This is a genomic window from Agrobacterium sp. LAD9 (assembly GCF_003031125.1).
GTDB lineage: Bacteria > Pseudomonadota > Alphaproteobacteria > Rhizobiales > Rhizobiaceae > Agrobacterium > Agrobacterium radiobacter.
Map to the genome: position 1 here is coordinate 126,312 of NZ_PHGS01000019.1, position 12,709 is coordinate 139,020.

The window sequence follows — 12,709 nt, forward strand, 5'->3', positions numbered from 1 at the left end:
CCCATGAACATGAAGACCCTTATGACTATTGCCATGTCTCTAGGCGCGTCCACTGCTTTCGCCGAACCCGACAAGAGCGTGACGGTAACCCGAGCCGGTAGCCAATCATCGACGGCTGGTCCGTCGACCAACTTTACCGGAGCCGTCCGGGTTGATTCCCGTTTTTCCGCGACTGCCCCGGCCACGGTCGGTGGGGCCACGGTGACATTCGAACCCGGCGCGCGCACTGCCTGGCACACCCATCCTCTTGGCCAGACCCTGATCGTCACGGCAGGCGTCGGCCTCGTCCAGCATTGGGACGGCGAAGTGCAGGAAATCCGCCCGGGTGACATCGCCTGGATACCGCCAGGCGTGAAGCACTGGCACGGCGCAACGGCGACCACCGGAATGTCGCATATCGCGATTTCCGAGGTACTGGACGGCAAGTCGGTCGAGTGGATGGAACACGTTTCCGACGAACAATACGCGCGGTGACCTCTGGTGCCACGTCGATCGAAGAGGTTTCTATGAAGAAAATAATCGGTGGCATAGGTGGTGCGGCTCTGTCTGGACTGATGGTCCTCTTGGTTGGGATGCAAGTCCACGCTGAACCGACGCGCGCTACGATGCCTGACATCGACAAGCTTGTTCACTACACGACCGTCGAGCGGGGCGAGGTGACCGAGCACATCATGACGACCCGCGAGGCGATCGAGGCCGTCAAGCGCGGAGAGCCGATTCCAAACGGCACCCATGTGGCGCTCGTCGATTACCGCGACGGCAAGGTCTTCCGCTACTTCATCATGGAAAAAGGTGAGGGCTGGGGACAGGACTACGACGAGAACCGACGCACGGCCGACTGGCAGTTCCAGTGGTTCAAGCCTGATGGCACGATCAATGCGGAAGAGAACACCGCGCGCTGCCAGCGGTGCCACACGTCGCGCTCGGACAGGGACTTTCTCTACACCTATAACGACATGCGCCGGTTCGAGTTTGAATGAGCAGGATCTTCCGTATCCGCCTGTTGCTGGACCTCTTGGCGGTTGTCCTGATCATCGCGTGCCTTGCCTATTGGTGGCTCGACAACCTGTCGCACGAGCTGTTCGGGACAGTGCTGTTCGCGCTCGTCATCGTCCATAACGTGTTCAACAGACGCTGGTACGGCGGCGTGGCGAAGCGGAAGATGGATGCTGTCCGCTTCGTGAATCTGGTGACGATCGCCTGCCTCGCCATAGGCATGACGGTGATGCTCATCACGAGCCTTCTGATTTCGCGGAACATTTTCCCATTTATGGCAATCGACGGAGCCTTTGCTGTCCGGGAGATGCACATGTTCGCCGCATACTGGGTCCTGCTGATCATTGCGATACATCTGGGGACGCGATGGCAGGTGGTGATGAATGCCGGCCGAGAACTGTTCGGCATTTCGGGCCCGAACATCTACCGCACGACGGCCTTGCGGCTGATGGCACTGTTCATCGCCACGTGGGGTTTGAAAAGCTGCTTCGAAATGGCGTTGGGGACAAAGCTGATGCTGCAGTATTCCTTGGACATGTGGGATTTCAACGAGGCGTCACTGGGGTTCTTTCTCAATTATGGCGCCATCGTTGGCATGTTCGCATGCGGGACGCATTATGGGCTCAGACTGGCGCGGCGACCAGAGCGAGGTACGTCACAAGGTCTGCTTTGACGCGAACCTGCTGCTTCGTCGATCGGTTATTATGTGCGCTTTCGGGAGTGCCAGCTGGGTATTGGTCCTGATTAGGATAGCGCAAGGGCCGACGTGGCTACCTAGCTTGCCAACGCTTGTCACCCGCGTGCCTTCACTCGCATATGGAAGTGCGTAGCGGGTCCGCTTTTATATTCCGGACGCAAAAAAGGGCTCGGAGTTGTCTCGGAGCCCTTTGATATGTTTGGTAGGGTTTGGTTGCGGGGGCCTGACTGCATGGAGACTTGTAAATTCTCAGCCTCAAGTCTGCCCTGCATCGACAGTTTCCGTTTTAATCAGAAACGGTGATTGTGCACAGTAATCTCGTCGGCGGAAGGGGCGGAGAACGGTCTGTCCGGTTTAGATAGCCAAGTTGCTAAAGCAGTCGTTCACGGTCGAGCGGGAAACCAGAACTTGCATTAGATTTATTCAGAGAATAACCCGATTTCCCGCATCTGTATTGACGTTAGAGAAGCCTCGATTTGCTTGATCTGCTCTGCGATGACCTCCGATCGTTCGGCGGAAATCATCCTGTTGAATTGGTCCCAAGCCCGCTGGATCTCCGACGAACCAACGTCTTGCAACGTCACAGGTTCTTCCTCTGACAACATTCGCAAATCCAAGGCTAAGTCGAGGAATTCGCTTGCGAGATGTGGATAGTTCTCAATGTTGCGCTGAATCGTAACGGGGCTATGGTTGGTTCGACCGAAAAGGCCAGCATGACCTCCTCGTCATTCGGTGTTGCGTTGGATTTATTCATTGGTCATCTCCCTCCAGCGCGATCCTCACAGCCTTATGGGCTTCTATCGCGCTTCTGCCGGGCGGTCTGCTCCCCGCAACCTACAATGCTGCCTATCGTACTGACCGCTGGATCGCTTGACGTAAATGGCACACCCGCCCAATCAAGTATCAGCACCTGACGCTGATCATCAGGTAGAGCATTAATCGCAGTCCGCATGCGAATTCGGTATATCGGGTCTGAATATTTTCCAGAGTTAAACGGATTAAAACCGGGCTCCGACGTCTGGATTCTATCAATAGCCTCGGCATCATCGGGAAGAGCCGTTTCGCGCCCGCTCTCCTTGTATTCCTTAGACAGCGCCGTTCGCCGGAGAGCCGCTAAAGCAGCCGTGAATTTTATCTCGAAAAAGTCGAGGCGTTCGTCGTAGCCGTTGTAGTCTTGCGCCAGTATCTCCGCGAACCTGCCAAGCGCTGCGGACGCCGCCCGTTCTTCCATCTCCACGAGCGGTCCAGTCTCGCGCCGCCAACCGCCAGGCAGTGCCTGTTGACACGCAGGAAAAGAATCTTCCAAATCCTCTCGTAATTCCGAGGCGAATTGCCCTTAAACTTCCGAAGGAAATGCAGTACGCACTCCGAGCGAACATAGTCCGGATCTTTATTATCCAGGATCGAGATACGCCGGATACGCTCTTCTTCGGTGACGGCCGACAGTTCATTGATCTGAATTTCGACTTCGGGGGACGCATATAACCGGCACCTCCCGTCTTCTTGCACAATGGTTCCGCCATCTATACCTGCCCATGGGTCGAACTTTTGAGCTTAAACAGTTTGCTTCAATCCTTCGAACAATATCAACTAAAGGTAAAAATATTCCAGATATACTCAATCACAGATGGTCGGTTCAAGCAGTTCTGATGGAAACGTTTGCTGCTATCGGCAGCTCCGGCGAGACGCAATAGACGCGCGCGGCCTGAGCTCGAGACAACTGGCCAACGGTCACCGCCAAGGCCATTTCCTCTCGACGCAATGGTATCAGTCGTGCATTCTTGTGAATGCTCATTCGGAGCGATCCTGAAAACTGAAGTGTGGTAACTCCAGTCTCCTAAATCCGTTCCGAATGGATAACCTGCTGAAAGCTCACACTTAGAGCGGCTTATCAGCCTCCGGCGAAAATGCACCGGAAGTTGATTGGTCAAGCCTCCTCGCCCCTAACAGGGCCTGTGTTCTGTCAATCTCGCGTCTTAGAAGTTCCAGCACGTCAACAACCCCCTGCTCGCCGCCGACAGCAAGACCGAACAAAGCGGCGCGGCCGATCATGACCGCACTCGCGCCCAACGAGATTGCCTTCACGATGTCGCTGCCACGCCGGATGCCGCTATCCAAAATGATCGGAGCGTTGATACTGGAGAAGCGAGGCAGAACGTCGACAGGTGGGGGCGCTATATCGAGTTGGCGGCCGCCATGGTTGGAGACAACAACGGCATCAACCCCGAGGCCGACAGCACGCTGAGCATCGTCGGGGTTTAAAAGCCCCTTCACCAGAAGACGACGGGGCCAGCGATCACGCAGACGTTTCAAATCGTCCCAATCAAAGCTCGCATCCATCTTGCGGGAGAGCAGTGCTGCCTGAGTGTTGGGATCTGTGACTGTATCCGTGGCGAGATTGGCCATTGATGGCGCGCCATGCCGGCCAACATCCCAGAGCCAACGCGGATGGCAAAGGACATCGACGATTGTCCTGGGACGAAACCGGAAGGGCATCACGAAATTGTTCCGCTCATCACGCTCCCGCTTGCCGCCCATCGCAACATCCACGGTCAGAACCAGATGGCTGAAGTCCGCCGCAAGCGCCCGATCCACCAATTGGTCGGCGAAATCGCGGTTCATCACATAAAGCTGAAACCACAGATCGCCGTTCGACGCCTTGGCAACCTCCTCAATGGAATTATTCGAGGCCGTTGACAGCGCGAAAGGGATACCCAATCTGGAAGCAGCCTTGGCAAGCAAAATATCGCCGTCGCGGCGGTAAAGGCCGTTAAGGCCGGTTGGTGCGATAACGATCGGCATCGGTAGGCGTTGCCCGAACCAGTCGACGCTCTGATCGCGAACGGAGACATCATTGAGCAGGCGCGGCGTCATTTTAATCGCCTCGAAGGCGCTGCGGTTTGCCTTGAGGGCGATCTCATCTTCCGCGCCGCCATCCAGATAGTCAAAGACAAAGCGCGGCAACCGGCGCCGCGCCTCCTTCCTATATTCCTCGACGTTGAGAAGGCGCATCAGGGTGCGATCCGGATTTCGACGAGAGCCTGGGTCCTGTGTAGCGAGACCTGCTCGATCGCGGCTGCCAAAACCGTGTCGAGATCCTCGGCGCGGTCCACCCTGGCGGTCCAGGCACGGCTTGCCGCAGCCACCTTGGTGAAATCAGGCGTCGGCGCAAGCGAAACCAGCGGCATGGTGTTTGCCTTCGAGGCATAACCATCCGGATAAACACCGAGCACGGACTGGCGCACCGCCCCCCATTCGGAATTGTTAAGAACCAGAATAAGCAGCGGGATCTCCGCCGCTTCCGCAATCTGATGGCAGGCAACCGGGTTGGAGAACATGTAGGAACCGTCCCCCATCGTGGCGACAATCAACCTGTCTGGCTGCGCGAGTTTCATGCCGAGCGCCGCGGGAAAGCACCAGCCTAGACCGCCGGAATGCGGCTCCTGAAACCAGGTGTCGGCCGAGCGCAATGTCAGTTCCTCGAGCGGCGCGCCAAGCTCTGAAAGCACCGCCGCGTCCATTCCCTCGATCGCCTTGGAGAGGCGGGTACTGACAAACGCCTTGGTCATGACGGGGCCACGGCCTGCGGCGGCTCGTTCGAGGATCATTGCGCGGCGCTTGGAGGAAGCGATCGTGACCTTGGCGCGGCGGGCATCGCGATCCTTTTCCGTCTGCGGCAGGAAACCGGAAACGGCGCCAGCGAGTTCAATGATGACATCGGCCGTATCGCCGACAAGTGCCAGATCGCAGGGGAAATTGCGCACCGGAAAGCGCGCATAAAGCGGATCTTCGCCGATATGAACGACCTTGCAGCCCGGCTTCAGCTCGTGAATGTCCGGCGACCACGGCGCCAGGCTATCGATTACCAGCACGAGATCGGCCTCAGCGAGCCAGTCAGCAGGGTCGCCGCCCACCGCCATCGGATGGTCGGTCGGCGCAGCAAGCTGGATCGCCCAATATTGGCAAATCGCAATGCCCCAATCTTCGGCGAGGCGCGACAATGTTGCAAAGCCTTCGGACGACCCTGCACCGCGCTGCGCGATGATCAGCGGGTTCTTTGCCTCGCTGAGGAGCCTCGCGGCCGCCTCGATGTCGGCGCGGCGCGGTCCTGCACTGGCTGCGGCAATCTTTGCCGGCACCTCGAGTTGGTCCGAAGGGCATGGCTCACAGAGCACCTCACGCGGCAAGCTTAAATAAACCGGTCCACGCGGCGTGGAATTCGCAACCGCGAAGGCGCGATCAACGATGTCCACGGCCTGTTCAGGGAATTTCAGCTCGTAGTCCCATTTAACGGTTTCGCGGATCATCGCGGCCTGATCGCGCATTTCCTGGCCCCAGCCGATCGGTACGGTTCGTGCACCAAGCCGCCCCTTCTCCACGACGGGCGTCCGTCCGGAAAAAAGCAGCATCGGAACGTGTTCGGTCGCGGCATTGATCGCGCCAATAGCGCAGTTGGCGAGACCGACATTGGTATGCGCCATCACCGCCTGTGCGCGTCCCGTCGCCAGATAATAGCCGTGCGCCATACCCATGGCCGCATTTTCGTGAGGAATGACGATCGCCTTGGGCAATGGTATCTGCTTGGCCGACGCTTCCGCCAGCCCCTCGATGATTGGCGGGAAATCCGTGCCGGAATTGGCGAAGATGTAATCGACGCCAACAGCCTTCAGGCGCGCCAGCAGAGCGCCTCCGGCGGTAATAGTAGCAGGCTTGGTATCCGTCATGAATCGACTCGCTTTCGTATTTTAGAGATGGGCCGGAAGCCATGTCGCCAGAATGGGAAAGGCGATCAGCAGCCCAAGGCGGATAAGGTCGGTGACGATGAACGGCGCCACGCCCTTGAAAATTCGGGAAAAGGTCAATTCCGGCACAACGCTCTTGATGACGAAGACGTTCATGCCAACCGGCGGGTGGATAAGCCCGAGTTCCACCGTCATGACGATGATGACAGCAAACCAGATCGGGTCGAAACCAAGCGAGAGAATGACCGGATAGACGATCGGGACTGTCAGGATGATCATCGCCATCGCATCCATCAGGCAGCCCAGGATCAGATACATCAAGAGAATCAATGCCAGGACGCCGTACGGACCCAGGCCAAGACTACCGAGAAACGCTGTCACCTTTTGCGGCGTCCCGGTGATCGTGAGGAAATAGCCGAAGATCAGGGCGCCGATCAGGACTGTGAAAACGGCCGCTGCGGTTCGTGTGGCCTGCAGTAGCGAATTGAGTATCTTTTCCCGGTCGAGCCTGCGCCGCAGAACACCGATGATGAAAGCACCGCCGGCGCCGACGCCACCCGCCTCAGTGGGCGTGAAGAGACCACCATAAAGACCGCCGATGACGAAAAAGAAGAGAGTAAGCGGCGCCCAGATGTCCTTGATGGCATCCAGCCGTTCTTTCCATGAACTCTTGGCGGCGGCAGGCAGCAGGTTGGGGCGTACGAGACCGATGATCACGATGGTCGTCATATACATCAGGATTGCAATGATGCCCGGGATCAGACCTGCCATGAAAAGCTTGCTGATATCCTGCTCGGTGATAATGCCGTAGACGACGAGAACGGTCGAAGGCGGGAACATTGCGCCCAGCGTTCCGCCCGCGGCAATGGTGCCGGCAGCGAAGCTTTCCGGATATTTCAGCCGTCGCATTTCTGGATAGGCGACTGTCGAGAAGGTGGCGGCAGTCGCGACCGACGAGCCGGAAATTGCCGCAAAGCCGCCGCAGGCAAGGATCGTTGCCAGGCCCAGTCCGCCCTTGAGATGGCCGATGAACGTATTGGCCGCCCGGAAAAGCTCGCGGCTCATGCCGGAGTTGGAAACGAACGCACCCATCAGCAGAAACATCGGAATGACGCCGAACGTATAATCCGTCACGGTACGCATGGATGTCTGGCCGATCAATTTCAGGGCCGGGCCAAAGCCCGCGATCACGCCGAAGCCCGTTACACCGACAAGACCCATGGCCATGCCAACGGGAACGCGCAACAGCATCAGCGCAAAGAGCGCGAAAAATCCGGCTACGGCTACGAAATTCTGTGTCATGGCATCACTCCACCGGATTGTCGGCGTGATCCACATTCACGCTTTGCGGATAAAACACGAGACGGAAGGTGCGCACCGCAATGAGCAGAACAGCGGCAACGTCACCAAGCCAGGCAATTAGAAAGAAAGGCCAAACCGGAAGCTGAAGGTCGTAGGTGAGTACGTGCTGGGCTCGGGTCTGGACCACCTTGTCGAACAGCATGATCGTCTGCACCGTCACGACGAACAGCAGCACCACCGTCGCAAAAACATCGATCCAGCGCTTGTATTTCTGGCTGGCATTTTCCCAGACGAGATCGACGGTGATATGGGCGCCACGATAGCTGGTAGCGGCGATACCCCAGAAAATCAGAATGCCGAGAAACATGCGTCCGAAATCGTAACCGTCCGGGATCGCATAGGAAAAGAAATAGCGGAGCATAACCGATATGAAGATGTCGGCGGCCACCAGACCGACAAAACCGGCCGCGATCCATTCTATGCCCGCAATGAAGCGGTCCATGTGGTTCTTGGGTTCCGTAACGGTGGCTGCGGGGCTTTCATGTGTTTCAGGCGTCATGGCTTCCTCCCAATTGCCGTGAGCGATGGGCCGGCCCCGCGCGGGACCGGCCGGAACTGCCTCAGAACGCTGCCTTGTTGTCGGTGAGATTCTTCTTCAGTTTCCCGAGAACCTCAGCTGGGTTCCCGCCCTTCGCCGTCACCTGGCTTTCCCATTTGCTCTGCAACGGAGACACCGCCTTGCGCCATGCCTCAAGCTGTTCCGGGGTCAGCTCAACCACTTCGTGACCGGAAGCAGCCTTCATGCGGGCATGACCGGCATTTTCAAAGGCGGTCCAGGCGGAGGACAATTTGACCGCCCATTCGGTGCTGCAATGGGCATCCAGCACCTTCTTCTGATCGGCGGACGCGTTGTCATACACGTCCTTGTTCATCGACCACGTATAGGCCGTGGTATAGAGCGGAACATCGATCGAATATTTCGTGACCTTGTCTATCCCAAACAGGAACACGGAGTTCCACGGAAAGGTGATGGCATCGGCAATGCCGCGTTCCAGGGCGTCACGCGATTCCGGTGCAGACGCCTGCACGTTCGTTCCGCCAAGAAGCGTCACCATTTCGCCGATGGTCTGCTGCGCCGGGCGAACCTTTAGTCCCTTGAAATCTTCGGGCAGCACAACTTTCTTGACAGAATGCAGGGTGCCCGGGTCGTGAACGAAGGCGAGGCAGAAATGCGTGTCCGCCATCTCCTTGGGCGCATATTCGCGGTACCAGCTATCGACCGCCGCCGTCCCACCAGTGGCATTGGCCACTGTGAACGGAAGCTGCGCGGCGTTGATGAAGGGAAAGCGACCGGGCTGGTAGCCTGGGCTGACATAACCGACATCAGCAATCCCATCGCGCACCATGTCATAGTGGTCGAAAGCCTTGCCGAGCTGTTCGGCAGGGAAGATCGACGACGTGATCGTACCGCCGGAATCCTTTGTGATGCTGTCTGCCCATTCCTGCGCCGATTTGACGAGCGGATGGGTTGGCGGAACCCAAAGCGATATTTTCAGATTGATCGGATTATCTGCCGCGACGGCGGGCGAGATCACGGCCGCCGTAACGGATGCAATCCCCAATGCGGCGACCATCAGGCCACCTTTGAAGGTTCGGTTCAGCATGTCTTCCTCCCTTGCTGAAAAATGCGGGCAAGCCGCTAGCGTTTCCGGCTCCTCCTCGGAAACCGAATTGAACGGGAAATCCCGTGTATAAAAATGTCTTCCAATTATCGGCGATCAGCGGCCAGAACCGACTGATGCCCCCGGCTTGGCTTTATCCCTTGCCGAATGAGCCGACGATCCTCGCCAGAATTGCCACCAGAAGCTCCTTGTCCTTGCCGACGATCTCATCGAGGCGACGGTCATGCTCCTGCGCGAAAGCATGTAGTCGCGAATACATCTCGCGCCCGGCTTTGGTAAGGCTGACACTGTAGCTGCGCTGATCATCCGGATTTTGCCGCCGTTCGATCAGGCCGCGAATGGAGAGTCCCTTCAGCGTTGAAGTCAGGGTGGAGCGGTCGCGGCCGCATACCTTGCTCAATTCTGAAGGGGTCAACTCCTCATATTCGGAAAGGATCGTGAGGATCGAATACCAACCCGGCTTTAGATCCGTCTTCTCCAGCATTGCGCTGAATGCCTGAAACGACACTTCCTGGGCCACGCGCAAGTGATATCCTATGACATCCCTGAAGGCTTCAGGAATGAGAAGGTCGCTATCATTTTGGCTCAGGGCATCCTCGACGGATTTGGCTGATGGTCTCACAAATGCTCTCCGGAATATGTCAGAACGGATAATGCTGCTGCGCGTCTTCCACCGTTATCCAGCGCAGATCGGTGAACTCGGCAATCGCCGCACGACCGCCGAACCGACCGTAACCCGAAGCCTTGACGCCGCCAAACGGCATCTGCGCCTCGTCATGGACGGTGGGACCGTTGATATGGCAGATTCCGCTTTCAATCCGCCGGGCGACCGCCATGGCGCGCTCGACATTCCGGCTGAAGACGGCGGACGACAGACCATATTCCGTATCATTGGCAACGCGGATCGCCTCCTCGTCACCGTTGACACGGATCACGCTCTTGGCGGGACCGAAGGATTCTTCAGAATAGATTCGCATGTCAGGCGTTACGTGATCGACAAGCGTCGCTTCCATGATGGAACCGTTGCGCTTACCTCCGGCCACAAGTGCCGCACCCTTGGCGACGGCGTCGTCGACCATTTCCTGAACCCGTTCGGCCGCTTCAGGCGTCACGAGCGAGCCGAGAACGACGTGACCACGCGGATCACCGGCCGGTAGCGCTCTCGCCTTGGCCGCAAGCTTTTCCACGAAAGCGTCTGCCACTTTGGAGTCGACGATGATGCGCTCTGTCGACATGCAAATCTGGCCTTGGTTCATGTAGGCACCGAAAGCCGCCGCATTGACGGCCGCATCGAGATCCGCATCATCGAGAACCAGGAATGGCGCCTTGCCGCCCAGTTCCAGCAGAACCGGCTTGAGATGTTCGGCCGCAAGCTTGGCGATAATCTTGCCGACGCGGCTTGAGCCGGTAAAGTTGATGCGCTTGACGGCCGGATGGGCAACCAATGCCTCCACAACCTTGGCTGCATCTTCAGGCGCATTCGTAACGATGTTTACGACACCCTTGGGAATGCCCGCTTCGCGCATCACCTCCCCTATCAGGCGATGGGTGCCCGGGCATAGTTCGGAAGCCTTTAAAATGACCGTATTGCCGCAGGCCAACGGCATGGCGATGGCACGCGTACCGAGGATGACAGGTGCGTTCCAAGGCGCGATGCCAACGCAAACACCGGCGGGCTGACGCACGCCCATGGCGATTGTCCCTGGCTTGTCGGACGGAATAATTTCACCGGAGATCTGCGTCGTCATCGCTGCGGCCTCGCGCAGGATATTGGCAGCGAACATGGTGTTGAAGCCACCCCAGGGCGCCGTGGCGCCAGTTTCAGCCGTCATCAGATGGATAAATTCGCCTGCCTTGGAATCCATGACATCGGCAGCTTTCAGAAGCAGCTTGCGTCGCTCGCCCGGCCCCGTAGACGACCACTGCGCGAAGGCAGCGGCAGCGGCGTCTGCGGCGGATCTGGCGTCTTCCACCTGACCTGCCGCTGCTTTGGTCGCTACCTTACCGGTTACAGGATCGATGCGCTCATAAACGCCGCCCGCAAGCGCTGCGCGGTCCTCATTATCGATTAACAGCTGAATCTCATCCATGGTTTTCCTCCTCCGAAGGCGGTTCTGGATCTGCCGGTTTCCTGGCAGGAACTGTTACCAATCCCCTTCCAGCCGGCCTGCCTCCCTTATTGCCTGACAGAAGCTTATGCAGAAAATTCCGCTTGCGCAAGATAGTTTGATATCCAAATATTGGATGACAAACTAATTCAGCAAAGCTACGTCATTGAACACATGACTGGACCGGATCCACACAACCAGGGAGAGAGACATGAAGATCGGCGTAATTGGAGCTGGCGCCATGGGCGGCTTGTTTGCCGCGCGCCTGGCAAACCAGGATAACGACGTCTCCTTGATCGAAGTATCACAGGCAACGATCGAGGCGGTTGACGGCGGCGGGCTTCGGGTATCCGGCCTTTTCGGGGAGAAGTCCTATCGCCTTCCGGTTGGACCGGCAGATCGCTATACGGATGCTTTTGAACTCTTAATCGTTTTTACCAAAGGCATGCACACCACATCTGCCATGGAATCCGCAAAACACCTGATCGGTCCAGACACCTGGGCGCTGACAGTGCAGAACGGGATTGGCAACGTCGAGGCAATTGAGCCCTTTGTGGATCGCGACCGCATCGTCATGGGCATGACCAACTGGCCATCCACGCTGATTGAGCCTGGTTTTATCAACGTTCCTGGCGAAGGTGAGATCAAGATTTGGGCTGCGAATGGCCAAGGGTCGGAGAGGCTGGAAGCGATTGGCAGCGCTCTGGACGAGGCCGGGCTCAACTGCAAGCTCGATCCCGACGTTGAAGCGGCGATATGGGAAAAGCTCGCCTTCAATTCCGCCCTCAACTCACTCGCAGCCATTACCGGATTGACCGTTGGCGAGATGGGCGACCGGCAGGAATCCCGCGCGATCGTCTTCAAGATTCTAGACGAAGTTGTAGCGGTTGCGACGGCCAAGGGCCTCGCCGTTAATGCGGATCATATTCGCCAGTCGGTGGAACATGCCTTTGCCAATCACCGACAGCACAAGCCATCCATGTTGCAGGACCGACTTGCGGGTCGACGCATGGAGATAAACACAATTACCGGGGCAGTCAGCAAGGCAGGTGCCGGACTTGGCGTCGCCACCCCGGTGACGGCAACGCTGGCCGGTCTGCTGGCTATCGTCGATGGGGAGACGCCGCGCCTCTGACGCCGGAAGGGGACGCCCCCATGGTCACCATGCGTAACGCCGGCCAA

General features: G+C 57.9%; 12 protein-coding genes and 1 pseudogene. 4 read left to right on the forward strand and 9 right to left on the reverse strand.

Annotation, left to right across the window (positions count from 1 at the left end; translation table 11 throughout):
* Nucleotides 1-3: 3 nt before the first annotated feature.
* The 3 genes from DA915_RS20485 to DA915_RS20495 are packed head-to-tail and all read left to right on the forward strand — an operon-like array spanning nt 4 to nt 1,669.
* On the forward strand, nt 4-474 hold the full coding sequence (locus DA915_RS20485; protein WP_107677125.1) for a cupin domain-containing protein: 471 nt from the start codon (nt 4-6) through the stop codon (nt 472-474).
* Between the two features lie 32 nt (nt 475-506).
* Nucleotides 507-980: a cytochrome P460 family protein gene (locus DA915_RS20490; protein ID WP_107677175.1), complete on the forward strand. Its 474-nt coding sequence runs from the start codon at nt 507-509 to the stop codon at nt 978-980.
* The gene (locus DA915_RS20495; RefSeq protein ID WP_107677126.1) at nt 977-1,669 is read left to right on the forward strand and encodes a DUF4405 domain-containing protein; all 693 of its coding nucleotides are present in this window, start codon (nt 977-979) and stop codon (nt 1,667-1,669) included. The genes DA915_RS20490 and DA915_RS20495 overlap by 4 nt, the downstream gene beginning before the upstream one ends.
* A gap of 811 nt (nt 1,670-2,480) precedes the next feature.
* On the opposite strand, the gene DA915_RS20500 is transcribed toward DA915_RS20495, so the two are convergent.
* The 9 genes and pseudogenes from DA915_RS20500 to DA915_RS20540 all read right to left on the reverse strand — a co-directional run bounded on the left by DA915_RS20500 (nt 2,481) and on the right by DA915_RS20540 (nt 11,509).
* Nucleotides 2,481-2,930 (reverse strand): hypothetical protein, encoded by a 450-nt coding sequence (locus tag DA915_RS20500; protein ID WP_153064585.1) that lies wholly within the window; start codon nt 2,928-2,930, stop codon nt 2,481-2,483.
* A gap of 435 nt (nt 2,931-3,365) precedes the next feature.
* Nucleotides 3,366-3,488: pseudogene (locus tag DA915_RS20505) on the reverse strand (IS481 family transposase); the annotation flags it as partial.
* 83 nt (nt 3,489-3,571) lie between these two features.
* The gene (locus DA915_RS20510; protein WP_107677128.1) at nt 3,572-4,705 is read right to left on the reverse strand and encodes an alpha-hydroxy-acid oxidizing protein; all 1,134 of its coding nucleotides are present in this window, start codon (nt 4,703-4,705) and stop codon (nt 3,572-3,574) included.
* Nucleotides 4,705-6,417 carry a thiamine pyrophosphate-requiring protein gene (locus tag DA915_RS20515; protein ID WP_107677129.1) on the reverse strand — a complete coding sequence of 571 codons (1,713 nt, stop codon included), beginning with the start codon at nt 6,415-6,417 and terminating at the stop codon, nt 4,705-4,707. Before DA915_RS20515 ends, DA915_RS20510 begins: the two co-directional genes overlap by 1 nt.
* Before the next feature lie 21 nt (nt 6,418-6,438).
* Nucleotides 6,439-7,737 carry a TRAP transporter large permease gene (locus tag DA915_RS20520; RefSeq protein ID WP_107677130.1) on the reverse strand — a complete coding sequence of 433 codons (1,299 nt, stop codon included), beginning with the start codon at nt 7,735-7,737 and terminating at the stop codon, nt 6,439-6,441.
* Between the two features lie 4 nt (nt 7,738-7,741).
* Complete coding sequence (locus tag DA915_RS20525) at nt 7,742-8,296, reverse strand: TRAP transporter small permease (protein ID WP_107677131.1); 555 nt, start codon at nt 8,294-8,296, stop codon at nt 7,742-7,744.
* A 61-nt stretch (nt 8,297-8,357) separates the two neighbouring features.
* Complete coding sequence (locus tag DA915_RS20530; RefSeq protein WP_107677132.1) at nt 8,358-9,401, reverse strand: TRAP transporter substrate-binding protein; 1,044 nt, start codon at nt 9,399-9,401, stop codon at nt 8,358-8,360.
* Nucleotides 9,402-9,552: 151 nt separating this feature from the next.
* Nucleotides 9,553-10,041 carry a MarR family winged helix-turn-helix transcriptional regulator gene (locus DA915_RS20535; protein WP_107677133.1) on the reverse strand — a complete coding sequence of 163 codons (489 nt, stop codon included), beginning with the start codon at nt 10,039-10,041 and terminating at the stop codon, nt 9,553-9,555.
* Nucleotides 10,042-10,060: 19 nt separating this feature from the next.
* Complete coding sequence (locus DA915_RS20540) at nt 10,061-11,509, reverse strand: aldehyde dehydrogenase (RefSeq protein WP_107677134.1); 1,449 nt, start codon at nt 11,507-11,509, stop codon at nt 10,061-10,063.
* 229 nt (nt 11,510-11,738) lie between these two features.
* On the opposite strand from DA915_RS20540, the gene DA915_RS20545 reads away from it, so the two are divergent.
* On the forward strand, nt 11,739-12,662 hold the full coding sequence (locus DA915_RS20545) for a ketopantoate reductase family protein (RefSeq protein ID WP_107677135.1): 924 nt from the start codon (nt 11,739-11,741) through the stop codon (nt 12,660-12,662).
* The last annotated feature ends 47 nt before the right edge of the window (nt 12,663-12,709 follow it).

Coding starts and splice junctions, on each gene's coding strand:
- DA915_RS20485 (WP_107677125.1), top strand. CDS start 4: ATGAACATGAAGACCCTTATGACTATTGCCATGTCTCTAGGCGCGTCC.
- DA915_RS20490 (WP_107677175.1), top strand. CDS start 507: ATGAAGAAAATAATCGGTGGCATAGGTGGTGCGGCTCTGTCTGGACTG.
- DA915_RS20495 (WP_107677126.1), top strand. CDS start 977: ATGAGCAGGATCTTCCGTATCCGCCTGTTGCTGGACCTCTTGGCGGTT.
- DA915_RS20510 (WP_107677128.1), bottom strand. CDS start 4,705: ATGCGCCTTCTCAACGTCGAGGAATATAGGAAGGAGGCGCGGCGCCGG.
- DA915_RS20515 (WP_107677129.1), bottom strand. CDS start 6,417: ATGACGGATACCAAGCCTGCTACTATTACCGCCGGAGGCGCTCTGCTG.
- DA915_RS20520 (WP_107677130.1), bottom strand. CDS start 7,737: ATGACACAGAATTTCGTAGCCGTAGCCGGATTTTTCGCGCTCTTTGCG.
- DA915_RS20525 (WP_107677131.1), bottom strand. CDS start 8,296: ATGACGCCTGAAACACATGAAAGCCCCGCAGCCACCGTTACGGAACCC.
- DA915_RS20530 (WP_107677132.1), bottom strand. CDS start 9,401: ATGCTGAACCGAACCTTCAAAGGTGGCCTGATGGTCGCCGCATTGGGG.
- DA915_RS20540 (WP_107677134.1), bottom strand. CDS start 11,509: ATGGATGAGATTCAGCTGTTAATCGATAATGAGGACCGCGCAGCGCTT.
- DA915_RS20545 (WP_107677135.1), top strand. CDS start 11,739: ATGAAGATCGGCGTAATTGGAGCTGGCGCCATGGGCGGCTTGTTTGCC.